The organism is Metabacillus litoralis, from assembly GCF_003667825.1.
GTDB classification, from domain to species: Bacteria; Bacillota; Bacilli; order Bacillales; family Bacillaceae; genus Metabacillus; species Metabacillus litoralis_B.
The window spans coordinates 21,279-46,250 of the sequence record NZ_CP033043.1; the positions used below are offsets into that span (position 1 = coordinate 21,279).

Annotated in this window: 22 protein-coding genes; 21 read left to right on the top strand and 1 reads right to left on the bottom strand. The window is 37.1% G+C overall.

The features are described 5' to 3' along the window. Positions 1-127: 127 nt before the first annotated feature. The 12 genes from D9842_RS00095 to D9842_RS00150 all read left to right on the top strand — a co-directional run bounded on the left by D9842_RS00095 (position 128) and on the right by D9842_RS00150 (position 14,549). Positions 128-577 (top strand): DUF3237 domain-containing protein, encoded by a 450-nt coding sequence (locus tag D9842_RS00095; RefSeq protein ID WP_121660720.1) that lies wholly within the window; start codon positions 128-130, stop codon positions 575-577. 90 nt (positions 578-667) lie between these two features. Next, positions 668-2,869, top strand: a complete 2,202-nt coding sequence (locus tag D9842_RS00100) for a helix-turn-helix domain-containing protein (protein WP_121660721.1) — start codon at positions 668-670, stop codon at positions 2,867-2,869. 914 nt (positions 2,870-3,783) lie between these two features. Continuing rightward, positions 3,784-4,638, top strand: coding sequence for a 3-hydroxyacyl-CoA dehydrogenase family protein (locus D9842_RS00105; protein WP_121660722.1), 855 nt, complete (start codon positions 3,784-3,786; stop codon positions 4,636-4,638). A 17-nt stretch (positions 4,639-4,655) separates the two neighbouring features. Continuing rightward, a complete protein-coding gene (locus D9842_RS00110) occupies positions 4,656-5,435 on the top strand; it encodes an enoyl-CoA hydratase-related protein (protein WP_121660723.1) in 780 nt (259 codons plus the stop codon). Between the two features lie 34 nt (positions 5,436-5,469). Further along, positions 5,470-6,645: an acetyl-CoA C-acetyltransferase gene (locus tag D9842_RS00115; protein WP_121660724.1), complete on the top strand. Its 1,176-nt coding sequence runs from the start codon at positions 5,470-5,472 to the stop codon at positions 6,643-6,645. Positions 6,646-6,814: 169 nt separating this feature from the next. Then, positions 6,815-8,371, top strand: a complete 1,557-nt coding sequence (locus D9842_RS00120) for a class I adenylate-forming enzyme family protein (RefSeq protein WP_121660725.1) — start codon at positions 6,815-6,817, stop codon at positions 8,369-8,371. Positions 8,372-8,391: 20 nt separating this feature from the next. After that, a complete protein-coding gene (locus tag D9842_RS00125; protein ID WP_121660726.1) occupies positions 8,392-8,811 on the top strand; it encodes an acyl-CoA thioesterase in 420 nt (139 codons plus the stop codon). A gap of 3 nt (positions 8,812-8,814) precedes the next feature. Beyond that, on the top strand, positions 8,815-10,512 hold the full coding sequence (locus D9842_RS00130; RefSeq protein ID WP_121660727.1) for an acyl-CoA dehydrogenase family protein: 1,698 nt from the start codon (positions 8,815-8,817) through the stop codon (positions 10,510-10,512). 24 nt (positions 10,513-10,536) lie between these two features. Then, entirely contained in the window at positions 10,537-11,655 is a 1,119-nt protein-coding gene (locus D9842_RS00135; protein WP_121660728.1) for a cupin domain-containing protein, read from the top strand. Positions 11,656-11,674: 19 nt separating this feature from the next. Beyond that, positions 11,675-12,532, top strand: a complete 858-nt coding sequence (locus D9842_RS00140) for a fumarylacetoacetate hydrolase family protein (RefSeq protein ID WP_121660729.1) — start codon at positions 11,675-11,677, stop codon at positions 12,530-12,532. A gap of 208 nt (positions 12,533-12,740) precedes the next feature. After that, on the top strand, positions 12,741-13,970 hold the full coding sequence (locus D9842_RS00145; RefSeq protein ID WP_121660730.1) for an FAD-dependent monooxygenase: 1,230 nt from the start codon (positions 12,741-12,743) through the stop codon (positions 13,968-13,970). A gap of 30 nt (positions 13,971-14,000) precedes the next feature. After that, positions 14,001-14,549: a hypothetical protein gene (locus D9842_RS00150; protein ID WP_121660731.1), complete on the top strand. Its 549-nt coding sequence runs from the start codon at positions 14,001-14,003 to the stop codon at positions 14,547-14,549. Positions 14,550-14,595: 46 nt separating this feature from the next. Here the strand turns inward: D9842_RS00150 and D9842_RS00155 are convergent, their stop codons facing one another. Beyond that, positions 14,596-15,372, bottom strand: a complete 777-nt coding sequence (locus tag D9842_RS00155) for an IclR family transcriptional regulator (RefSeq protein WP_121660732.1) — start codon at positions 15,370-15,372, stop codon at positions 14,596-14,598. Between the two features lie 150 nt (positions 15,373-15,522). Between D9842_RS00155 and D9842_RS00160 the strand changes: the two genes are divergently transcribed. From D9842_RS00160 to D9842_RS00200, 9 genes are all read left to right on the top strand, one after another. Further along, positions 15,523-16,314 carry an IclR family transcriptional regulator gene (locus tag D9842_RS00160; RefSeq protein ID WP_121660733.1) on the top strand — a complete coding sequence of 264 codons (792 nt, stop codon included), beginning with the start codon at positions 15,523-15,525 and terminating at the stop codon, positions 16,312-16,314. A gap of 133 nt (positions 16,315-16,447) precedes the next feature. Continuing rightward, positions 16,448-17,398, top strand: a complete 951-nt coding sequence (locus D9842_RS00165; RefSeq protein WP_121660734.1) for a fumarylacetoacetate hydrolase family protein — start codon at positions 16,448-16,450, stop codon at positions 17,396-17,398. After that, positions 17,395-17,895: a DinB family protein gene (locus D9842_RS00170; RefSeq protein ID WP_121660735.1), complete on the top strand. Its 501-nt coding sequence runs from the start codon at positions 17,395-17,397 to the stop codon at positions 17,893-17,895. The genes D9842_RS00165 and D9842_RS00170 overlap by 4 nt, the downstream gene beginning before the upstream one ends. A gap of 11 nt (positions 17,896-17,906) precedes the next feature. Further along, on the top strand, positions 17,907-19,019 hold the full coding sequence (locus D9842_RS00175) for a cupin domain-containing protein (RefSeq protein ID WP_121660736.1): 1,113 nt from the start codon (positions 17,907-17,909) through the stop codon (positions 19,017-19,019). A gap of 155 nt (positions 19,020-19,174) precedes the next feature. Further along, complete coding sequence (locus D9842_RS00180; protein ID WP_121660737.1) at positions 19,175-20,365, top strand: aminotransferase-like domain-containing protein; 1,191 nt, start codon at positions 19,175-19,177, stop codon at positions 20,363-20,365. A gap of 202 nt (positions 20,366-20,567) precedes the next feature. Beyond that, positions 20,568-21,962 carry a YjiH family protein gene (locus D9842_RS00185; RefSeq protein WP_121660738.1) on the top strand — a complete coding sequence of 465 codons (1,395 nt, stop codon included), beginning with the start codon at positions 20,568-20,570 and terminating at the stop codon, positions 21,960-21,962. A gap of 434 nt (positions 21,963-22,396) precedes the next feature. Beyond that, entirely contained in the window at positions 22,397-23,158 is a 762-nt protein-coding gene (locus D9842_RS00190) for a sensor histidine kinase (protein ID WP_121660739.1), read from the top strand. Further along, positions 23,155-23,871: a response regulator transcription factor gene (locus tag D9842_RS00195; protein ID WP_121660740.1), complete on the top strand. Its 717-nt coding sequence runs from the start codon at positions 23,155-23,157 to the stop codon at positions 23,869-23,871. Before D9842_RS00190 ends, D9842_RS00195 begins: the two co-directional genes overlap by 4 nt. A gap of 13 nt (positions 23,872-23,884) precedes the next feature. Continuing rightward, entirely contained in the window at positions 23,885-24,916 is a 1,032-nt protein-coding gene (locus D9842_RS00200; RefSeq protein WP_121660741.1) for a hypothetical protein, read from the top strand. The last annotated feature ends 56 nt before the right edge of the window (positions 24,917-24,972 follow it).

Consider the following 24,972-nt stretch of genomic DNA (forward strand, 5'->3'; position numbering starts at 1 on the left):
AGGTTTTAACTTCAAATGGGTTAACTTACCTACTATTCTTCGAGAAATTTTAGAATGGTAGAAGGTTGCCCATTTGCTATTTTTGTTTAGGTGTCTAAAAATTTAAGCAAAGAAAGGGATTATGTAAATGGAATCGACATTTCTTTTTAAAGCAAATATTCAGGTAGCTAACCCAATTGAAGTTGGGGATGTTGGAACAGGCATAAGGAGAGTTATTCCGATTATTGGAGGTACTTTTGAGGGGGAGGGTATAAAAGGGAAGATCTTATCAGGTGGAGCTGATTACCAGATGATAAGATATGATGGTGTAACGGAAGCTCTTGCTCACTATGTAATTGAAACGGATGATGGTGTTCCAATTTATGTGATTAATAAAGGATATAGACATGGGCCTAAAGAAATTATTGATAAAATCATTCGTGGTGAGCAGGTTCCTGACGGTTCTTATTATTTCAAAACTACACCTACTTTCGAAACAAGCAGTGAAAAGTACTCTTATTTGAACCGAATGATTTACATTGGTGAGGGATTAAGAGGGCCTAATGATGTTCAAATCTCATTTTATCAAGTTGATTAATTGTTTAAACGATCACGATTACCTTTTCAATTAAGTTTTTCTTCTTTTATACTATTAGTATCTAGAAAAACGGAAACAGGGGGTTATTGTGTGTCAAACAGTAAGAGAGAAGTACTCATGAAAAAAGTAGAACATCATCTACGAACCACATCCCGGCAGCTAATAAAAATTAATACAGAAGATGAAGTGCTTCAATATTTAGCTGATTCCTTCCGTTCTGAATTATATTGTGATTTTGTTGGAGTCGTATTGAGTGAGGGAGATTCTTTTATTCCTAAGGCATGGAGTGGAAATATTCCTTCAATCCTTAGGCATTTCCCTCTTTTAGCGGCAAACTGTTCCTCCAAACTTCTTCGTCAAAGCCTAACATATAAAGCATCTGCAACAAATAACTCTTGTAGGTTAACAGAGATCCTTAAGGAAGAAAATGTGAAAACATGGTTCACTGTTCCGTTAAATGATGATATTCATCACTTTGGTTTTTGTATCGTAGGGTTTTTAAGTTATGTGCCATTATTAGAGATGGAAAGCCATTTTGAGGAATTCGGAAAGGATATGGCTGTAGCTCTATCTGTTGCAAGACAAAAGGAAAATCAGTTGAAAAAGCTCGAGGGAATTGAATGGATTAGCAAAAATCAGTCTCTTGATTCTTCTCTAGATCAGCATTTTTCAGAAGTAACATACAGAGCTGGGAAATCAACAAATGCTGATTTTGCTTGTATGTATATATATAATGAGAAAGAGAATTGCTTTGACTTACAAAGGCCTGTATATGGGGAAATGGAATATCTCGATCAAATGATGATTGAGGACAACTATGCGCTTAAGGAATACTTTCCATTTCTTGAGGTAACGGGATGCGCTCAAATGACAGTCCCACTCTTAATTGACCTTAAGCCAATTGGTGTACTTCATGTTCAGAATAAATATGAAAGACCTTTTACTGAGGAAGACTTAAAAATATTAGAAATGCTATCGACACATGTTGCAACTCTTTTAGAAAATGCACGATTATATAAAAGTGAAAAAGATAATAAAAACCGCCTACACTATTTATTAGATTTTCAACAATCACTTGTAAAAAAAACAGTTGAAGATGATGATTTTGAAGGAATTACATTAAAGCTCTCAGATTTGTTTCAAGAAACCGTTATTTTATATGATCGATTTATGAGGCCGATTGCTTTTAATTTCCGAAATAGTGATAACGATTACAATCTACCTGATAACCTTGCCTTACAAGCGAATATGCTAAGGCAAAATCTTAAAAAACAAGAGAAGTTTACAGTCGTACACCCTGATAGAAATGACTGCGTGTTTTCTTTTTGGGTAATAAATGGCGGAGGCAATTTGTTGGGGTACCTTTCTGTTTGCAATACAGCAAGCGAGATGAATGAATTTGATCAGCTAACAGTCGAGATGGCACGAAATATATGCTCGATTCAGTTTATTAAGCAAAAGCTTGTTCTCGATACAAAAGAGCAGGTCAAGGATAGCTTCATTAGTAAATTGTTGGTGGAAAAAATCGAAGATCAAGAGAGTATCATTCAATATGCTAACCTATTTCAATGGGATATTTTTAAATATCATCGTGTTGCCGTATTGACGGTTTCAATAGATGAAGATGATCTTTTAGAACAGCAAGCAAAAAAAGTGCTTATATGGGATGCGATCAAGTCACATCTTGCAAAGTTTGATTCTCGAATATTAACAGTGTCACATGATGAAAACTATATCCTGCTCCTACCAGTGGATGATGGTGTTCAAAGTAAAAAGTATTGGAAAAACCTTTATGATAATATAGAAAGATGGTCACTAGAAGTGTTTTCTGGTTGTAAGATATTATTGGGGATTGGTACATCAACAAGCAATATGAAAGATTATTATGTAAGTTACCAACAGGCACTTCTAGCATTAAATGTTATGAATATTAGGATGAAGCATATCTCTTTTTCACTATATGAGGATCTTGGAGCTTATACAATTCTCCACCATCTTGATCAATCTAATGCGGTAAACTTGTTTATAAAAAGTCAGCTGGATCCTCTATTAACTTACACAGAAAATAAAAACATAGATTTATATCATACCTTATATGTTTTTCTACAAAATAACGGAAATATCAAAAGTACATCAGATGAGCTTTTCATCCACCGGAGCTCCCTGTTATACAGACTTGAAAAAATTGAATCACTACTAAATATTGATTTGAATGATGCTGAAATCAGGTTTAATTTAATGATGGCCTTTAAGCTTCATGATATGCATGGGGATCGGCTAAAGAAGAGCTAGATTAGTAGTAGAAGCAGTCCAACTTGTGTGAGTTGGGCTGTTTTTTTCGTGGGGGGAAGTGGTTTTACTTTCTAAGGGGATGCAGGCAGAAGTGAAAGGGGAGAAGGTGGATTTTGTTCATAAGGTTGATGAACGACAAAAGTAACTGGAAAAAGAGAGGGAAGTGTCGTTCATAAGGTTGATGAACGACAAAAGTAACTGGAAAAGAGAGGGAAGTGTCGTTCATAAGGTTGATGAACGACAAAAGTAACTGGAAAAGAGAGGGAAGTGTCGTTCATAGGGTTGATGAACGACAAAAGTGACTGAGAAAGAGTAGGCAGTGTCGTTCATAAGGTTGATGAACGACAAAAGTAACTGGAAAAGAGAGGGAAGTGTCGTTCATAAGGTTGATGAACGACAAAAGTGACTGAGAAAGAGAGAGAAGTGTCGTTCATAGGGTTGATGAACGACAAAAGTGACTGAGAAAGAGTAGGCAGTGTCGTTCATAAGGTTGATGAACGACAAAAGTGACTGAGAAAGAGTAGGCAGTGTCGTTCATAAGGTTGATGAACGACAAAAGTAACTGGAAAAGAGAGGGAAGTGTCGTTCATAAGGTTGATGAACGACAAAAGTGACTGAGAAAGAGAGGGAAGTGTCGTTCATAGGGTTGATGAACGACAAAAGTGACTGAGAAAGAGTAGGCAGTGTCGTTCATAAGGTTGATGAACGACAAAATGATTACAAACTACAAAATTACTAATTTTCCACCATTAAAAATTTTAGGTTGTTCAGATCTATTTATCATTTCAGATTCTTTTCTACAAAACATACAAAATACACACTAGATTTTCCTACATTGTGTAGGTACAATCCCCTTCGAGCGACGGCTATAATTAACTTATAGAAGTTGATAAAGAGATTGGGGATGAGATGAGATGGCAATTCAAATAATTGGTGTGGTTGGTGCTGGATCGATGGGAGCAGGTATTGCGAATCTAGCAGCTATGAATAAGTTTAACGTGATTTTAAATGATATTGAGGAGCGTTTTTTAGATGGTGCTCTTAAACGTATTGATAAGTTTATGAGCAAAAGTGTGGAAAGAGGAAAAATGACTGAAGAGCAAAAGCAAGAAGCATTTGCCCGTATTCAAACAACTACTAGCTTGGAAGAAATGAGTGGAGCGGATGTGGTGATTGAGGCAGTTTTAGAGGATCTCTCATTAAAGAAAGAAGTATTTTCAAAGCTTGATAGTATTGTGAACGAAAATTGCATTTTAGCTACAAACACTTCGTCCATGTCTATTACAGAAATTGCTTCTGCAACGAACCGTCCAGATCGTGTGGCAGGGATGCATTTCTTTAATCCAGCACAACTTATGAAGCTAGTTGAGGTGGTTCGTGGATATAAGACAAGTGACGAAACAATTGAAGAATTGAAAGCGTTATCTAAACAATTATCAAAAGAACCAGTAGAAGTAAAGAAAGATTCTCCTGGGTTTATCGTAAATAGAATTATGATTCCACAATTTATTGAAGCAATTAAGCTATTGGAGGAAGGTGTTGCTTCAGCTGAGGATATCGATAAGGCGGTAACGTTAGGATTGAACTACCCAATGGGACCTTTCACTCTTCAAGATTATGCAGGAGTTGAGATTGGTTACCATGTGATGGAGTATTTTAAAGAAGAATTTAATGATAACCATTTTGCTCCACCACAATTATTAAAACAGTTAGTGAGAGCAGGAAGACACGGTAAGAAAACAGGTGCAGGATTTTACGATTACGAATAATGAAGGGGGACTTAATGATGACTTATGAATTTTTATTATGTGAAATTGAAGAAAATGTAGCGGTGGTAACGATTAATAGACCACCTGTAAATCCATTGAACACGGTTGTTTTCCAAGAACTTTCAACCATATTTGATGTACTGGATGCAGACGATGAAGTACGTGCCATCATTCTAACAGGCAGCGGTGAGAAAGCATTCGTAGCAGGAGCTGACATCAACGAAATGGCTAGTCTTGATTTTGTTGGTGTTAATAAAATGAACAAAGTATCTAGAACTGTTTTTTCTAAAATTGAACAAACGACAAAGCCTGTTATTGCTGCACTTAATGGTTTAGCACTTGGTGGAGGCTTAGAGCTTGCTCTTGCATGTGATCTGCGAATTAGCTCAGATCGAGCAAAATTTGCTTTTCCAGAGGTTGGTTTAGGAATCATCCCTGGTGGTGGTGGAACACAGCGATTGCAAAAAATTGTTGGTCAAGGAATAGCAAAGGAACTTCTTTACTTCGGTGATATGTTTGATGCAAATAGAGCACTAGAATTACGGATTGTTAACAAAGTTGTTCCTGCTGAAGAGATACTTGGTGCAGCAAAAGAATGGGCAAAGAAATTGGCACAAAAGCCTCCAGTTGCGCTTCAAATGGTGAAAACAGCGGTAAACGTCGGTGGAAATACTGACTTAGAATCCGGACTTATCATTGAAAGTACTTGCTTTGGAAATGCTTTTTCAACTCAAGACAGAGTTGAGGGACTTCAAGCTTTTGTGGAGAAAAGAAAACCTGTGTATACAGGGAGATAAGAAACACCATCACTAAAAAATGGGGTGAAATACCGTGAAAGATATCATGATTTTAGAAGGAGCAAGAACGCCATTTGCCGAGATTTCCGGATCGTTTCGTGAGATTACCGCAACTGATTTGGGTGCGATTGCAGCGACAGAAGCATTACAAAGAGCAAAAATCACTGGTGAGGATGTTGATCAAGTAGTTTTTGGAAATGTTCAGCAATCAAGTAAAGATGCTCATCTTCTAGCAAGACATGTAGGGTTAAAGGCAGGGACACCAATTGATGTTCCTGCTCTAACCATTAATCGCTTATGTGGCACTGGCCTTGAATCGGTTTTAACGGCTGCGCGCTATATTATAACAAATGAAGCAAATGTAGTATTAGCTGGTGGAACAGAAAGCATGAGTCAGGTGCCTCACGTTATTCGTGGAATGAGGTGGGGAAGTCAGCTTGGTGCACCAGTTGTTGAGGATTGGGTATGGGATGGTCTTTATGATACCTATGGAAATTGCACGATGGGAGAAACAGCCGAAAATCTTGCAGCAAAATACAATGTAACAAGAGAAGAAGTAGATCAACATGCACTCTCAAGTCATGAACGTGCATTGGCAGCAAGAGAAAAGGGCTATTTACAAGAAGAAATTGTTCCGGTTACAGTCAAGGGACGAAAAGGCGATAAAGTGATTTCAGAAGATGAACATGTTCGTCACACAAGTTTGGAACAGCTTGCTAAACTAAAACCACGATTTGTTGAAAATGGCGTGGTAACACCTGGGAATGCTAGTGGAATGGTGGATGGAGCTGCTGCGATAGTTGTTGCATCTAGTGATTATGCGGCTGAGCGTGGTTTAACACCAATCGCGCGTTTAGTTTCTTGGGAAGTTGTCGGTGTTGAGCCTAAGTATATGGGAATTGGTCCTGTTCCAGCTATTCAAGGTGCGTTGAAAAAAGCAAATATGAAACTAGAAGATTTAGATTTAATTGAAATTAACGAGGCCTTCTCAGCACAATATCTAGCCTGCCAAAAAGTGCTAGGATTTGATTTAGAAATTGGAAATGTCAATGGTGGAGCGGTTGCGATCGGGCACCCATTAGCTGCAAGTGGAACAAGAATTTCTACTTCCCTTATTTATGAATTAAGGAGAAGAAACAAAAAATACGGTGCTTCTGCAGTATGTATCGGAGGCGGTCAAGGAATTGCTGCTATCTGGGAAGCATTATAATTGTTTGCTAGAAAAGAAATATTTTAAATTTTCAAGGAAATGAAAGCGTTATATCGAATCTAATATGTGTGAATTGGGATCAATTTCTAGGATATATACTATTAAAAATATAGGGATTTCTTATCTATCACTTGTTAAGACCTAGAAACAAGGGAGAGGGATGCTAGTCATGAATCACAAAGAAGATCAAATGACCTTGTATGGTTTACTAAAAAGGACAGCTACCCAGTATGGTGAAAAAGAGGCCATTTACGACTTAAAGAATCGAGTTACATACTCGGACTTTTTAAGAGATGTGGACCGTATTGCAGCAGGCTTAAGGGCTAAGGGAATAAAAAAAGGTGACAGAATTGCTGTAGCATTACCTAACTTTTATGAAACGGCCATTATCTTCTTTGCTGTCGCTAAACTTGGGGGTGTACTTGTTCCTTTTAACCCTAAGTATAAAAAACATGAAGTGAATTTTATTTTAAATAACTCTGAACCTAAAATTCTTTTTGCTACGGAACATTTTGAAGAAAACATTGGATTCAAAGAAGTTCTTTATCTTGTACCTGAAGCGATCACGGTAAAATCCAAGCTAGAGGGTCTTCCATCGTATGATGAATTACTTGTAAATCATGAAAATGAAGCTGATGAAGCGGAAATTGATACGAATAACGACATTAATTGCATTTTATATACCTCTGGAACAACAGGCGTTCCAAAAGGAGTCATGATTACACATCGAAGTGTTGTACAATCTGCAAATACAATTAAAAGACAGCTATTTTGTACAGATCAAGACGTATTTGTGATTGCAGCACCATTTTTTCATATCTTTGGTATGGCGATTAATCTCTATTGTGCAATATCCTCAGGAGCGCGGATGGTGCTGCAAGAAAAATTCCATCCACAGCAAATGTTAGAGTTGATACAGCAAGAAAAGGTGACGATTAAACAAGGTGTTCCAACCATGTTTATTAAAGTATTGGAAACGGAAAATTTTGATCAGTATGATCTTTCTTCTTTAAGAGCAGGAATCGTAGGAGCTTCTGCTATTTCACCAGGAAAAATGAAGGAAATTAGAGAACGACTGGGAATTAATCTTTGTCAATCTTATGGAATTACAGAAACTGTTTCAGTGACAATGACGCCATACGATGATGAAGAAAAAAACATCTGTGAAACTGTCGGTAAGCCTATTCCTGGCGTACATTTAAAAATTGTAGATGATCAAAGAGAAGCAGTTCCAAATGGAGTTGTTGGTGAGATTGCCATTAAAAGTTTTGGGATGATGAAGGGCTATTACAAGCTGCCTGAGCAAACGGCTCATGTATTGGATGATGAAGGCTGGTTCTATACAGGTGATTTAGGAAAATTAAATGAACAAGGTTACTTAACGTTTGTTGGTAGAAAAAAAGAAATGATCATTCGCGGAGGCTTTAACATTTATCCTCAAGAAATTGAAGGTGTTTTAATGAAGCATCCGAATATTGCTGAAGCAGCTGTAGTTGGACTTCCAGACGAAACACTAGGCGAAATTGTTTGTGCTGTCATTCGGTTAAAAGATGGAAGAACAAGCACGGAAGAGGAACTGAAAGACTATTTAAAGGAACAGCTTGCTATCTATAAATTGCCTGGAAAAGTAATTTTCACAAAGAACTTTCCAGTAACAGCTAGTGGGAAAATTCAAAAGCTAAAGCTGCGAGATCAATTGGCAGGGGAAATAAGTCGCCCTGTTTAAAGTGAAAGAGGGGCCTTTAGATGAAAAACAACTATGATTTTAAGGTGAGATGGGGAGATACAGATGCTGCAGGTATCGTATTTTATCCCAATTTTTATAAATGGATGGATGAGGCAACACATGAATATTTATCAGCCATTGGCTATCCATCTTCCAAGTTATTTCAAGAACAGCAAATAGGCTGTCCGATTCTTGAGGCAAATTGTCAATTCAAGCAACCACTTTTATTTGAAGATTCTGTTAGAGTTCAAAGCACAGTTCAGGAAATTCAAAATAAAGTGTTTAAAATTAGTCATGTGTTCTTAAGGGGAGAAAAAGAAATAGCAAAAGGATATGAAGTTCGTGCTTGGACTTCTTTTAAAGAAAAGCCAAAAGCACAGCCAATTCCCGAAGAAGTTCGAGCAAAAATGCTACAGCCTGACCAAACTGTGGAGGTTTAAAACATGCTCAGGGAAAAAGAGAAACTGCATTATCTAAACAATGATGTTGAGCTTGATGAAGTATTTATCCCGGAGGAGTTTAATCAAGAGCATGAAATGATGAAAGACTTAGTTGAGAAGTTTGTTGTTAAGGACGTAAGACCCTCCCTACAAAAAATAGAAAATCAGCAGTTTGATGAAACGGTACGACTGCTGAAAGAAGCCGGTGCGCTTGGATTAATCAGTGCAGATATCCCAGAGGCTGTTGGAGGTCTAGGTCTTGGTAAAGTCTCCGCAACGATACTTTCAGAAAAGATGGCACCTGCTCGTTCTTTTGCGATAACATTTGGCGGGCAAACCGGGATTGGTGCTCTTCCGATTGCTTATTTTGGAACAGATAAGCAAAAAGAAAAATACTTACCCGCCATTTTAACTGGAGATCTTATTACAGCCTACGCATTAACAGAGCCTGGAGCTGGGACCGATGCTATGAATATAAAAACAACAGCCGTCACTTCCGAATGTAATCGTTACTATATTTTGAATGGGGAAAAGCAGTGGATTTCAAACGCTGGTTTTGCTGGTCTTTTTATCGTGTTTGCAAAAGTGGAGGGAGAAAGGTTTACTGCCTTTATTATAGAAAAAAACTTCGATGGAGTATCGATTGGTCCAGAGGAAAAAAAGATGGGGCTAAAGGGATCTTCTACTTGTTCGGTTATTCTAGACAATGTGAAGGTTCCTAAGGAAAACATCATTGGTGAAATTGGAAGAGGGCATATCATTGCACTTAATGTCTTAAATATAGGACGACATAAAATAGCTGCCACATCACTTGGAACAGCCAAGCATGCGATTGAGCTAGCGATCACTTATGCCAATCAGCGAAGACAATTTGGAAAGCCACTCTCTAGCTTTCATTTAATTAAGGATAAAATTGCCGATATGGTGATCAAAACATATGTAAATGAAAGTTCTATTTATCGAACAGCAGGATTGTTAGAAAAGTCTTTTAACCAATTAGCCGATCAAGAAGATGTTGCATCAGCAATCAGCAATCTCGCAGTTGAATGCTCTATCAATAAGGTGATGTCAACAGAAACACTAGATTTTGTTGTAGATGAAGCCCTTCAAATGCATGGAGGCTATGGATACATGACCGAATACGAAATTGAAACATTATATCGTGATTCCAGAATCACTCGTATTTTTGAAGGGACAAATGAAATTAATCGATTAAATATAGCCTCGACAATACTTAAAACGTATGAAAAGCCGATTGAACAAACAAAAGCGCAAGATGGAATTCTCATTCAGGAAAAACAAACTCTTCATCTATTAAAAAAATTGTATCATGCAATGATTTTTTCTATACAAAAATATGATTTGGTCAAGTTAAACGAAGAACAAGAAGTTGCGGCATTTCTTGCTGACCTTGTTTCATGTATCTATGCAATCGAGAGTGCGATATTAAGAACAGAAAAGGTGATTAAATTATCCGGCTTCGATAGAAACCAGCAAAAGCTAGATTACACAATATTGTACACACATGAACAATCACAGCAATTAGCGATAAGAGCATTAAATCTCTTGCCGCATTTAGGTGATGAAGAATCGTTATCCCAACTGGCATGCCGACTCGTGAGAAGTAGTCAGAAGGATTTTGTAAAGGCAAAACGAAGGATTGCTGACTTCATTATAAAAGAAGAAAAATATAAATCTTAATCCATATAGGGAGAGTGAAGGAAGATGGCAAAAAACGATGTGTTTGTTAAAGAGGAATTGGAACAGTATTACGATGGGATGAAGAAGCAGCATTTAGGACCGCTTTGGTATGACCTCGGACATATGGTTACAAAGGAGCCTGTTCATGATGTTGAACCATATTTGTGGAAATGGAAAACAATCCGAGAATATGTGTTAAAAGCAGGAGAGTTACTTGAACCAGGTAAGGATGCTGAGCGACGCGTTGTTTATTTACAAAATCCAAGTTTATTAAAACGAGGTCTTGTAGGTTATGGTACACATACTCTATATGCTGGTATTCAATTGCTGTTACCAGGTGAAAGTGCACCATCACACCATCATTCACAGTCAGCAATTCGCTTTGTTATTGAAGGAGACGGAGCATATACAGCCGTTAATGGGGAGAAAACATATATGGAGCGTGGAGATATGATTTTAACTCCGGCATGGACGTGGCATGAACATAAACATGAAGGAACGGAGCCGATGTTTTGGCTTGATGGACTAGATGTTGGACTAGTGAAAACAATGGCTGCCTCATTTTTTGAACCATATGAAGAGGAAACCTATCCAATGGAAGCACCTGAAAACTATTCAACAAAGCAATTTTCAATGGGTGCATTTAAGAAGCTTAATGAATCAAAGGAGCCTGGTTATCCTTCACCAATCTTTGGATATAAGTTTGATCGAGTGAAGTATTTATTAGATGAAATGACAGAATCAGATAACGATCCTTATGATGGCTATGCGATTGAATATATTAACCCAACAACTGGAGGCTCTGCAGATTCTCGAATTGGAACGATGATGCAAAAGCTTAAATCCGGTCAACAAACAAAAGCACATCGACATGTGCATAGTGCTATCTTCCATGTTCTTGAAGGCTCAGGCTATACGGTTATTAATGGAGAGAAGTTTGAGTGGGAAAAAGGTGACTTTTTTATCTTACCGCCATGGAGTATGCATGAACATGTAAACACTGGAGAAAGTGATGTATTCTTGTTTTCATTTAATGACAAACCTGTTATGGAAAAATTAGACCTTGAGTACAGTGAAGTATATAAAGAAAATGATGGCCATCAAATTGTGGAAAAGGTATTTGTACCGGATAACACGCTATAAGATAAGGAGGTAGCCTGCAATGAAAATCGCGATTTTTAACGAGAATTTACTTGGAATTATTCAAGGAAATAAAATCATTGATGTATCAAATGCAGTGGAATGGAAGCCGTCTAACCCAGGTGAATCCTTTCAACGCCTTATTGAAAACTATGGTGTGTTGAAAGGAAGAATAGAGGATGCCTTGGCAACGAGTACATCATATCCTTTATCTAGTGTAAAGCTTCATTCACCTGTACCATCCACAAAGAAAATTTGGGCTGCACCGGTTAATTATAAAAACCATCAAATTGAAATGAACAAAATGTTTAACAATGCCCCGAGAACGATTGAAGATTTGGCATTATTTCTAAAGTCTCCTGAATCACTTTCGGGACCGAACGACCCGATTATTCTACCTTTTAAAGACCGTCGAACAGATCATGAAGCAGAGCTTGGCTATATTGTTGGTAAAAAAGCAAAAAACGTAAAAGCAGAAGATGCAAAAAACTATATTTTCGGATATTTTGCTCTGTTAGATATATCAATTAGAGGAAATGAAGAAAGAACATGGAGAAAGTCGTTTGATACGTTTACACCAATTGGTCCATGGATTGTCACTGCCGATGAAATTGAAGATCCTAATGATTTAAAAATGACTTTGTGGGTAAATGATGAAATACGTCAGGATGGAAGTACAAAGCATTTGATTTATGATTGCTATAAGTGTTTTGAGGTGGCTTGTAATAATATGACTCTAAATGCTGGAGATATTATTGCAACAGGTACTCCAGAAGGCGTTGGTCCAATTGAGCATGGTGATAAGGTAAAGATTGAAATTGAACAAATTGGTGGATTTGAGGTCGATGTTTGCCACGCAGTTGAAAAAATAGAATGCTAGCTTTGAGGGCTCATGGTAGAAAGATCTTCTACTATGAGTCTTTTTGTATGGATACTAATAAAGTGATTTTGTTAGGGAATTTTAATAGATTTTTTTAAAAATAACTATTTTCTTGTTCCGTATAGAAGAACAATAGGATAAGAAAAATCGTTTCCATTTCTTATAATTTAGACAAGAAGAAAACAATTTAACTAAAGGGGAGAAGGAAATGTCGAATCGAAAGAAATGTGATGTGATCGTTGTTGGTGCTGGTCCGGTTGGACTTGTGGCTGGCCTTGCTTTACAAAAAAAGGGGATTTCTTCAGTTGTTATAGAAGCAGAGCCATATGGACGTGAACGCCCTGGGAGTCGTGCCATTTATTTGCATAGTGCCACGTTAAAGCTTTTAGAAGAAACAGCAAAAGGACTTGGTTTTACTCTAGCAAGAAACGGAATTATATGGCCAGTAAAAAGAACTTTGTACAAAGGTAAAGAAGTGTATGTACGTAATTATGGAGTAACAAATAACAAGGATCCTCATAAACTACCGCATTTTACAGCACTTCATCAAGATGAAATTGAAAAACATATTTATGAAGAATGCTTGGAAGCTGGTGTGGAGTTTTCCTGGAATTCACCAGTAGATACATTGGAAATTGGGAAAGATCGTGTGATTTTAACGACGAAATCTGGTGAAGAATGGGAAGCTAAATACATTATTGGTAGTGATGGGGCTCGTTCTGTAGTTCGGGAACAAGCGGGCTTAAAGTTTGAGGGTCCGAGAACAAATGATACTTTCCTTGTCGTCGATGTTAAAGAAGACGCGGAGAATCCGCTTCCTCTTGAGAGAACATTCCATTATCAACACCCTGCAATGGGAGGACGTAATGTGATGTTTGTTCCTTTTAAAGGTGGTTGGCGTGTCGACCTTCAATTACTAGAAAACGATAATCCAGATGAGTTTTCAAATATTGAAGGAGTGAAAAAGTGGCTACCCAACGTAATGGATTCAAAATACGCGGAAAGAATTACATGGGTATCAACATATCGTTTTCATCAGGTTGTTGCTAATTCGTTTACAGACGAAGGACATAGAGTTCTTCTTGCGGGGGAAGCAGCTCATTTGTTCGCTCCATTTGGTGCTCGCGGTCTAAACTCTGGAGTTCCTGATGCACTGTTAGCTGTTCGTGGAATCGAAAAAGCGCTAAAAGCTAATTCAGAAGAAGAGCGAACAGAAGCCATTGAGGCGGTGGCAAATGAACGTAGAATTGCAGCGTTGTGGAACCGTGACGGCTCAAGCACAGCTCTACATCATTTACAAGGAAATGCCCTCGATATGAATATGAAGCGTGAATTGGCGGCATCTCTTGTATCCATTATTCCTAGATTGGGACGTTGGTTAGATGAAGGTCCTTATGGCCCTAAATTTGGACCACCTGAATTAACAACAAAATATTAAGAGTATCCAATTGAAGGGAGGAGAAGATACATGGCTGAAATCATAAATGTTGCAGGTGTTGATTCGCAGGCAACCATTGATACAATGATCAAGAGATTACAACATATTAAATGGGGGGAGAAGGCTGGGCAGCAAAACCTAGAGGCAGAGGAAAAAGTCATCGAATTTATGGATTATCTTGATGTTAATTCTTATGAAATAAAGTGGTTATCAATAGATGAGGTTCCAGAAACAATAGGACGCCTTACTTTTGAAGGAAGTGAAATGTGGGAAGCTTTAAAAGGAATTCCCGATGAGTTAAGCAACAAAATTAAGCAAGCTGGACACGAGAAGTACCTTTTGGAAATAGGTGATCTAGTGCCAGAACTCATTTTTCATGGCGCTTACTCACATCTGTTTCAGCAATTTGAAGAAAAGAAAACGATCGAACATCTAGTAGGCTTAGCTATGTATGTGAGCGTGATGGCATGCACAGCAGAGCTAGCAGGAGAAGAAAACATTTTTTTACCAATTGTTGAACTAATAGAGGCTGGGCACCTTCCGATTGGACCAGAGGGAAATACGTTTTACCTACTATAAATACTAGTAAAGCTAATAACCATCCAGTGATAAACAGCTGGATGGTTTATTTAAAGTAACCCAGCATTTCAGAAATCTGACTTCCTGCTGCTTTTATTTTATCAATGAATAGAGGATATTTATCCTCCGTAATACGAGACATTGAGCTAATGATTGAAACAGAAGCTACTACGTTTTCTGTATGATCATAAATAGGGGCAGCAATTCCAACAAAGCCTTTGTAAAAGTGGTTTGGTGTAATGGCATAGCCTTTTTTTCTAATTTTACTCATTTCCTCTCTTATTTCCCTTGGATCTGTTAGCGTGAACTCAGTGTAAGGGTAAAGAGTATTATTTAAGAAGCTGTTTATTATCTTTTGTTTTTGAAATGCCATAATAGCTAACCCTTCACTTGTACAATGAATAGGATTTTTCCTTCCCATATATGTTAAAAGTCTTTCAGGCTGATCACATTCTTTTCGAAACAAATAAACAACTTCATTATCTTCGAGAAGACATATATGAGCGGTTTCCCCTAACTCATCTACAAGATTGTCTACTATAGGTTGTGCCTCAAGATAGAGATCTCTATGACTAAACACAACACCACCTAATGTAAGAAGTGATAGTCCTAAACGATAATGATTTGTTTTTGGATTTTTAGATAAAAAACCCTCATAAACCAGCTCCGAAATTAATCGATGTGCAGTGCTTTTTGGTAAATCAATGAGACTTGCAATCTCGGTTACACTTAATTCTTCCTGTCCCTTTTTGAACAAGCGTAATATTCTCATTGCATTTTTAACTGATGATAAGATGGCTTTTACAGGGGTATCCTTATTCATTAAGCTCCACACCTTTTACAAGAATATCTTTCTTTTATTATACAAAAAAAGAGTGAGTTTCCTCTATTTAACAAAGGAAATGTTATGCTTTTTAGTGAATTGATAGAGAAGAATAAAAATGTAAGAGTCTAAAAGAGTGGAGTGAGTGTATTGAAGGAGAAAAGAGACTCATCTCTAGCAAATGCTTTGAGTATTTTAAAAGGCTTTACAATGGACCATCCTGAACAAGGTGTAACAGATGTTGCCAAAAGTTTAGGGTTAAGCAAAAGTACCGTTCACAGACTTCTTGCCTCTATGGCAAGTGAAGGCTTTGTTTATAAAGATCCTCGTTCAAATCGTTATAGCTTAGGAACATCTGTCTTAACCTTAACAAATCTTGTGAGTTCACAGTTACCGATTTTAAATGAATCAGTTCCTGTTTTAAATATGCTAACGGAAAGAACAGGTGAATCCTCACATCTTGGGATTCTTGAAGATCATCATATGATTTACCTTCAAAAGGTTGAGTGTGATAACCCAACATCACTGTTTACACATATCGGGAAAAGACATCCAATTCATGCAACAAGTATTGGTCAAGTTATACTGGCTTTTCAGGAGCATGAAGTAAGGGGACAACTTTTGCCCGATAAGTTGGAAGGTTATACAAACAACACAATAACTTCCCATGAAAGTTTATACGAAAAGTTAAATCTTATTAAAGCAGAAAAACATGCTGTTTGTGTCGAAGAATTACAAGAACATGTGATGGCAATTGCAGCACCAATCTTTAATGAGAAGGGGAAAGTGTTAGCAGCCATTAATATTGTCGGGCCGGCAAATCGGATGAAAAGTAAGTTAAAAAGTCATAGATTAATTGAGGAAGTTATACGTTCGGGAGAGAAAATGACTGAATTAGTAAGGCTACGAAAGAGTAAAGAGAATAATCGTTACAAAGGCTGAGATTGAATCTCAGCTTATTTTAATTTTCTATATAAATGTTCCATATAGAAGAACGATAGAATGTGAGCTTAATCTTCATCTCGATATAATATGAGCAAGATCATAACAATTTTTCGATTTGGAGGGAATGAAGTTGAAACTAGTATCGTTTACGAAAGATGGGATCACCCGAATTGGAGCAATAGAGAATGAAAACGTGATTGATTTAAACGCAGCTTATTGTTCCTTACTTGAGTCAGAAGGAAAGCTACGTGCGGAAAAAATTGCTGAAGCTTTTGTTCCAGGAGAAATGATGGAATTTCTACAAGGTGGGTCTGAGAGCATTGAGGAAGCAAAAAAGGCAATTGCTTATGCGATAAGTAATGCTGAAGTAAAGGGGCGTAAGCTTGTATTTGCCATTTCAGATGTGAAAATAGAGGCACCTGTTCCTGCTCCTGGCAAAATGATTTGCGTTGGTCATAATTATCGTGAGCATATTTTAGAAATGAAGCGTGAATTGCCTCCACATCCAGTTGTTTTTGCTAAATTTGCCAATACAGTTGTTGGACCGCAGGATGATATTCCATTTCATCCAATTTCAGAGCAGCTGGACTATGAAGCTGAATTTGCTTTTGTGATTGGACAACGTGCACGCAATGTTTCACAAGATGAGGCTCTTAAATATGTGGCGGGATATACGATTGTGAATGATGTTACGTATCGTGATTTACAACGTCGAACATTACAGTGGCTCCAAGGCAAGGCAGTAGATGGAAGCGCTCCAATGGGTCCTTGGTTAGTTACAGCAGATGAACTAACAAATCCATCTGGATTAGATATCGTTTTAACGGTGAATGGAGAAGAGCGTCAACGTTCTAATACTGCGAATCTTGTTTTCTCGGTTCCTTATCTTGTTGAATTTTTATCGAATATTATGACGCTTGAGCCAGGCGATATTATTCTGACTGGCACACCAGGAGGAGTAGGGGTCGCAAGGGATCCACAAGTGTTTTTAAAAGATGGCGATGTGGTTCGAATTGAGGTCGAGCAGGTGGGAGTTCTTGAAAATAAAGTGAAACAAACAGCGGAGGTGCCAGTATCATGACCAAAACATTACAAACGAGCGCGATTGAATCTGTTCAATTATCAATTCAAAGCATCATTGGAGTAGTAAAGAACCTTTCAGAGAAGGAAATTAGATGGAATCCATCAGCGGAAGAATGGTCTATTATGCAAATTATTACTCATGTTGCTGAAGCCATTCCTTATTGGGTGAGGGAGATTCAACAGATAAAAGAGCATCCTGAGAAAGCTTGGGGTCGAGGCTTAACGGATGAAACAAGATTGAAAACAGTGTCGGTGGAAAATGTAAACAGTCTGCAGATTTCGGATGTACTAGACCAACTTGCCTCCATTCCAGTTTATGTTGAAGAAACGCTGCGAGCCCTTTCAAGTAAGGATTTAGAAATCATTGCTCCAAGCCGTAACCCACGCTTTGATGGAAAATCAGTTGAGTTTATCGTGAACCATTTAATCGTGGAGCATGTTGAAAAGCACGAACATCAAATTCAACGCAATTTATCAAAGTATAGTCAGGAATAGGGGGAGAAGATATGGCTGAAAAGAATGAATTTTTTAACAGTACGATTGTTCAGGATTTTAATAGAGACATAGAGCAATACCATTTAGGACCCTTATGGAATGCAATTCCGGATTTAATGAAGCATACCCCTGAACCACATGCACAGGCATACTTATGGAAAAGTGAATTGTTAATGAAAAAGCTACAGGAAGCTACACAAATTTTCACTCCAGATCGTGGGGGAGAAAGAAGAGCGATTTATTTACAAAACCCAGGTCTTAATTACAGAAAGCCATGGGGTTGGGCATCGACGACTCAAACACTATACGCTGCCGTTCAATTAATACAGCCTGGTGAAACTGCACCATCTCATCGACATGTGCAAAATGCGCTTCGTTTTGTTATGGAAGGTGAAGGAGCATACTCCATTGTCCAAGGTGAAAGAATCTTCATGGAAAGAGGAGATTTCTTAACAACACCAAACGGTCTATGGCACGGTCATGGACATGAAGGTGATAAACCAATGATTTGGATGGACTGTCTTGATATACCAACAATCTACTATCTTGGCGGAACATTCTTTGAACCATATCCAGATCGGATTGAGCAGCCTAGTCTTCCAGATAACTATAGTTCACAGCGTTATGAAGGAGGAATGGTTCGTCCAATTTCGGACCGGCATTCGAAAAAAGCCCCTCTAGGTTCCTATAAATGGCAAGGAACAGAGACAGCAATCAACGGCTTAAGCCGATTTGAGCCAGATCCATATGATGGCTATGCAATTGAGTATATGAATCCTTCAAATGGTGACACAGCATGTCCTACTATTGCCGCTTGGATGCAGAAGCTTCCCGCTGGATTTAGAGGAAAAGCACACCGCCATACACATGCTTCTATCTATCACGTGCATGAAGGAGAAGGGTATACAATTATTAATGGCGTTCGATTTGATTGGTCAAAAGGAGATTTCTTTGTTGTACCAAACTGGGCGTTACACGAGCACGTTGCTTCAAGTGATAGTTATTTATTCTCAACAAATGATTTGCCAATCTTAGAGAAATTCGGGTTGGAGCGTAAACAAGAGTATGATAAGAATAATGGATATCAGACGATAACTGGTGAATTCACTCCAGTTCTAGGGTAATTTAATATTGCTGGAATTTAGAAAATTTGTGAGGCTTACAATAAAAATGTAAGCCTTTTATTCATTTATAGACTTAAACAAATTAAAGGGTATTTAAACATTAAATAGAATTCATATGTAAATATAAGATTACTAACTGAAAGGTGATTGATAGAGTGAATGTTACTTCTTTTTTCTCTGAAAATATAAAAGCTGCACTAAAAAACGACCCACCTGGGGAATGGATGCCCAACCTTCCAGAGAATATTATTCGGCTAAGTTCTGGCTACCCAACTCCTGACTTAATGCCAGTTGATGAGATGAAGGATGCTGTAGCCAACCTGTTTGAAGAGGAGAAGGATTTACCACTCCATTATCTTGGAAGTCCCAAGATGGACAAATTGAGAGAGCAAATTCAACAACGATTACTAGAGCGTGGGATAGATGTATCGGATAAAGAGCTTTTAGTTACATCTGGAGCTTGTCAGGCAATTGATCTTATTGCCCGTATACTCATTGATGAGGAAACAGTGGTGATGACAGAGTCGCCAACTTACATGGAGGCTTTAGAAATTTTCAAAAACTATACCCAACATTTTATGACAATTCCCTTAGATCAGGATGGTATTCAAACGGATGTGTTAGAAGATATGCTTGCTGAAAGAAAAAGGAAAAAGCTTACCCTTCCACGATTTTTATATACAATTCCAACGTTTCAAAATCCCACAGGAACGACTTTATCGCAAGAACGCAGAGAACATCTATTAAAGCTTGCGAGCATCTATAATTTTCTTATTTTAGAGGATGATGCATATGGTGAGTTAAGCTTTCATTCGAGTCCGAGACCGCTAAAGGCAATGGATAAAGAAAACCGTGTTTTACATGTTGGTTCACTATCAAAGGTCGTTTCACCAGGAATGCGGGTTGGCTGGGTTGCTTGTGATCCTGAATTTATTAATGCTTTATTTTGGTTTAAAAAAGACCTTGATCATTCTTTTTCACAGGCTAGCATGGCATCTTTTTTAGAAAAAGTAGATTACCAAAATAGACTGTCTGTTTTAAGAGAAACTTACAGGGTTAAGTGTGATGTGTTACTTTCTGCCTTGCAGCAGTATCTTCCTAAATCAGTTTCCTGGTATGTGCCTGATGGAGGCTATTTTGTATGGGTGAAAATTTCAGGTGTTGATACAGGAGAATTGTTAGAAAAGGCTTTAGACGAGGGTGTATCGTATATTCCTGGGAAGTTCTTTTTCTTAGAGAAACAGGAAGGAAGCGAGTATCTACGTCTTTCTTTTAGCTATGAAGGTGAGATGGAAATTAGGGAGGGAATTAAGAAGCTTGGTAAAGTAGTAAAATCTTTTATGTAGAATAGATTATTCAAAAGTGAATAATTATTTATTTTTGAATAATGGGAGAGAAGTGAAATCAAAATTCTTCTAGTACATAACCGGAAAATAGAGTAGGTCAACCTTCAATTTAACGATTGGAGCTCCAATAAACTGTCTTGGCACAACTTTTGCATTGTTATTTATAGCAGTTTATTTACGTAATGAAAGGTGGACGTACATTATGGAATTAGAAAAGAAGGTTTTATTAGAAGAGGAACCTGTATTTACATCTTCTTCCTATCAAATGAGAGATAAATTGAAATTCATCATTCCGTCTCTTTTAGGTTTATTGTTATTTTTAATTCCTGTTCCTTACCAGGGAAAATGGACAATCGGTGTTGGCATTTTAGCGGAAGAATTACAAGCAATCCTGACCCCTTATTTACCTCAGTTTATGACAGGAATATTGATGTTATCGGTTATTTTTTCTGTTGTAGCTAAAGCATTTAAACCAAATTGGATTTTGCAATCTTCCTTTTTAAAAACTTTATTTTATGTAAGCGGTTTTTGGCTGACAATGAGAATATTGGGTGCTGTATTTGCTATTTTAACGTTAACGAAAGTAGGCCCTGAATTTATTTGGTCAGATTTAACAGGTGGAACTGTTCTTTATTCTTTAGTACCAGTTCTTACAACTTGGTTTTTGTTTGCGGGATTATTAATGCCATTGTTACTAGACTTTGGTTTAATGGAATTTATCGGTTCAACTTTACGTAAATTCATGCGTCCGTTATTTAAGTTACCAGGTCGTTCTTCAATTGATGCAATTGCATCTTGGATGGGAAGCGGAACTGTTGGGGTTTTGATTACTACAAAGCAATATGAAGAAGGATTTTACTCGAAACGTGAAGCGGCTGTTATTGCAACAAACTTTTCAGTAGCATCCATTGCATTTAGCTTAGTTGTTATTAGTTTTATTGGTTTAGATCACATGTTTGTCCAATTTTACACATGCGTTGTTGTGGCAGGCTTAGTTGCTGCTGTTATTTGCCCAAGAATACCACCTTTATCAAGAAAAGCAGATACGTATTATGAACCAGTAGGGAAGCAAATTGCTGAGGACGTACCAGCAGGAATTTCAAGATATCAATGGGGATTTAATAAGGCAGTTGAAAAAGCTAGCAAAATTGAAGGTGCAAAAGGTGTGATCGTTAGTGGGGCACAAAACGTAATTGATATTTGGTTTTCCTTAATTCCACTTGTTATGGCCCTAGGAACATTAGCACTTGTGTTTGCTGAATTCACGCCGATTTTTCATTATTTAGCCTATCCATTTGTACCATTTTTAGACTTATTACAGCTACCGGAAGCGAAGGAAGCCGCTCCTGCAATGCTTGTTGGTTTTGCAGATATGTTTTTACCTGCTGTAGTTGGAAGTGGTATTGAAAGTGAAATAACTCGCTTTGTTATCGCGGCTATTTCATTAACACAGTTAATCTACATGTCAGAGGTTGGGATTCTTTTAATTAAATCTAAGATTCCTCTAAATTTCTTGGAATTATTTATTATCTTTTTACAAAGAACAATTATTACATTGCCGATTATTGCTGTTATGGCGCATTTGTTCTTTTTCTAGGATAGATGCTTATAGGCACGTTTCTTAATTGGAGATGTGCTCCGACTGTAGACAAAACTCGGGTGAAAATCGGGCTTGCCTACAGTCTTTTTATTTTGGTCGAGGTGAAAGGGGGCTGTTGATTTCCGTTCCAGGCGCTTCGCTTTCCGCGGGGCTGGCGGTGAGCCTCCTCGTCGCCAAGCTCCTGCGGGGTCTCACCTGTCCAGCTGCTCCCGCAGGAGTCTGCGCGCCTTCCACTACAATCAACAGAGTTTTCAAACTTTATGTGGAGCAGTACTAACACGTAATTTCAAGAAGTCATTATAGTAATTTGAAAAATCCGGCATATTTTCTCACATACTCATTGAAATATTTATCATATTTTCCAATACTAGCATTATGCTAGGAAAATATAGTATGATAATAAATAAAATTCAGATAATTGGTGGAAATGGATGATTACTTATGAAAGCTTCTTTCTTATTATTCTCTTTAGTATAATTGGACCTGTTTTTGGGTTTCTTGCCTTGATTTTTTATAACTTATATGAAAAACAAGTTAGTCTCCTACAGGTTGAGAACCGGCAGATTACCTTGGAAAAAGAGTTAGAAACTAGTCGCTATATGCAATTGAATCAACAAATTCAACCTCATTTTTTATTCAATTCGTTAAATTCCCTCTACAGTTTACTTCGATTACAAAAGTATGACAAACTATCAAAGTCATTTGAGCATATGGTTCTGTTTCTACGTTCGAAATATCAGGAAAAAGATTCATTGTATCCTTTAAAAGAGGAATTATCTTACACAGAACATTATCTTGAAATTCAAAGAATCCGATTCGGAGATAGACTTTCTGTGAATTGGGAATTTGATCCCTCGTGTGAAAGGGCTTTAATTATCCCTTACCTCCTACAGACTTTAGTAGAAAACGCATTTAAGCATGGACTTGAAGTAATAGAAGAAGAATTGGTATTAACCATTATAATAGAGAAAACAAAAGCTCAAACAGTTTTACTTCATGTAAAAGATAATGGGCCAGGGTTTAAAAAAGAATCAGTACCTGTTTCAGGAATTGGGTTAAGAAACATAGAGAAACGACTTAACCTACTATTTGGAGAGGGGGGACAAATACATATATATTATGAAAATTATGGACATATTTCCGTAGAATGGCCTTACTTAGAGAAAACAGAAGAAGGGGGTTGGGTAGGGTGAGATGTTTATTATTGGACGATGAGCCGTTAGAAATAGAACAATTAGAATTATTGATACAACGTTATTTTCCAAACTGGCAATTAGAAAAAGCTTATAATGGCACACAAGCCATGAAGATTATTGAAAAGCTTGAAAAACATGGGGCAACCCTCGAATTGGCTTTAGTAGATATTAAAATATCAGGGAAAAATGGACTTGATATCGCAGAAAGTATGAAGGAGAGAATGCCTGGTCTTAATGTTGTAGTTATCTCAGCATTTCAAGAATTCGAGTATGCTAGAAAATCACTGTCCTTAAAAGCAATCGATTATTTAGTAAAACCAGTTATAGAAAGTGAATTTGTCAAAGTACTTACCAGTCTCGTTGAGGAAAATCCTGAATATGGCATTTCTTCAGAAATTGTCCAAAAAGTTATGACGATTGTAAAAGAACAATACCATCAGCCTTTAAAGCTAACTGAGCTATCGAAGGAGCTTCATATTAATGCAAATTATTTAAGCCGTATTTTTAATGAAGAGGTTGGCATGGCATTTCCTGATTATTTACTACATTTTAGAATCGAACAGGCAAAAAATTTATTAAGGAAGCAACGTCATTGGAGTATTCAACGTGTTGCAGAGGAATGTGGATTTAATAGTCAGCATTATTTTAGTACATCATTTAAAAAAATAATGAGTACAACACCTTTGAAATACCGAAATTCAGCTGGATAATGGGAGAAGTTTTATGGAACATCATAAACCAAAGAGCATTACATTTTTAATTGGAGGTGGGGCATCGGTTAGTCTTATTTTTTTAACAGGGGAAATGGCCATTAGCTATGGAGCTTTAGTAGGTTTAAGTTTAGTATCAGCATTCATTATTATTTGTGCATTATTCATTCCTTTTTTAAAAAAGCAAGAAGTAAGAGAGTCTCGGTTAAGAAGAGTTATTCACTTTTGTTATTTTATTGAAATATTGTTATTGCATGTTTTTATTGCTTCTACCATTCTTGTTTCTGTTTTTCATTTTCATATTTTTATAGCCATTATCACTAGTCTTTTGTTATCTGCTGTTTTAGTCATTTTATCAAGGTATTCTTCGTACATTCCGTCTATTTTCATGATTATTAATTTAACGTTATTATTCAGTTTGGCCATTTTTTTAACAAATTATATTTATCTACAAGAAGGACTTGAGACGGTCTATCATAATTTACTTCATTATCATCCAGAGGTTTTACATATCTATTATGAAAATCAAAGTCTTGTTTATTGGTTAACTTTACTGATCATTTTTACGAAATTATATATTCAACTACCAACCTTTGAACAGTTTTCAAAGTCAATTGTCGGGAATGGGGTAAGTCGTTTATTTGTTGGTGCGATTATTTATGTGACTCTTATTTTATCCTTTTCTACAATGACGATTGTCGCAATCACGCAAAATATACCTTCAGAAAATGTAAACGAGCTTCTCATCCTTCTTATAGAAGAAAAATCTGATTCATTTATTTTTCTAACCATTATGTTAACTTTTTATCTGCTGTCACTCATAATGAACGCCATAAAGTATAACGAGTATAAAGAAAAGTACGGGGAAGCAAAAAAAATGACATTTATCATGTTGGGAGTCGCAATAATGGTAGGAGTCTATTTATTATTTCAATACCAAATCAGTTTTCTTACAATGTACGTTTACTCTTCATTGATTATTTTCGTGCTTATACTGTTAAAAGGTTGCAGCTCAATTATTTTCAAAATAAGTAACAATATTTAAAAAAGTCAGAAAAATATTGAAAAAATATTTTTCTGACTTTTTTTATAATGAAAATG

Excerpts from the sequence above, each read along its gene's own strand:
- D9842_RS00095 (WP_121660720.1), top strand. The coding sequence starts at position 128 with ATGGAATCGACATTTCTTTTTAAAGCAAATATTCAGGTAGCTAACCCA.
- D9842_RS00105 (WP_121660722.1), top strand. The coding sequence starts at position 3,784 with ATGGCAATTCAAATAATTGGTGTGGTTGGTGCTGGATCGATGGGAGCA.
- D9842_RS00110 (WP_121660723.1), top strand. The coding sequence starts at position 4,656 with ATGACTTATGAATTTTTATTATGTGAAATTGAAGAAAATGTAGCGGTG.
- D9842_RS00120 (WP_121660725.1), top strand. The coding sequence starts at position 6,815 with ATGAATCACAAAGAAGATCAAATGACCTTGTATGGTTTACTAAAAAGG.
- D9842_RS00125 (WP_121660726.1), top strand. The coding sequence starts at position 8,392 with ATGAAAAACAACTATGATTTTAAGGTGAGATGGGGAGATACAGATGCT.
- D9842_RS00130 (WP_121660727.1), top strand. The coding sequence starts at position 8,815 with ATGCTCAGGGAAAAAGAGAAACTGCATTATCTAAACAATGATGTTGAG.
- D9842_RS00135 (WP_121660728.1), top strand. The coding sequence starts at position 10,537 with ATGGCAAAAAACGATGTGTTTGTTAAAGAGGAATTGGAACAGTATTAC.
- D9842_RS00140 (WP_121660729.1), top strand. The coding sequence starts at position 11,675 with ATGAAAATCGCGATTTTTAACGAGAATTTACTTGGAATTATTCAAGGA.
- D9842_RS00145 (WP_121660730.1), top strand. The coding sequence starts at position 12,741 with ATGTCGAATCGAAAGAAATGTGATGTGATCGTTGTTGGTGCTGGTCCG.
- D9842_RS00150 (WP_121660731.1), top strand. The coding sequence starts at position 14,001 with ATGGCTGAAATCATAAATGTTGCAGGTGTTGATTCGCAGGCAACCATT.
- D9842_RS00155 (WP_121660732.1), bottom strand. The coding sequence starts at position 15,372 with ATGAATAAGGATACCCCTGTAAAAGCCATCTTATCATCAGTTAAAAAT.
- D9842_RS00170 (WP_121660735.1), top strand. The coding sequence starts at position 17,395 with ATGACCAAAACATTACAAACGAGCGCGATTGAATCTGTTCAATTATCA.
- D9842_RS00175 (WP_121660736.1), top strand. The coding sequence starts at position 17,907 with ATGGCTGAAAAGAATGAATTTTTTAACAGTACGATTGTTCAGGATTTT.
- D9842_RS00185 (WP_121660738.1), top strand. The coding sequence starts at position 20,568 with ATGGAATTAGAAAAGAAGGTTTTATTAGAAGAGGAACCTGTATTTACA.
- D9842_RS00190 (WP_121660739.1), top strand. The coding sequence starts at position 22,397 with ATGATTACTTATGAAAGCTTCTTTCTTATTATTCTCTTTAGTATAATT.
- D9842_RS00200 (WP_121660741.1), top strand. The coding sequence starts at position 23,885 with ATGGAACATCATAAACCAAAGAGCATTACATTTTTAATTGGAGGTGGG.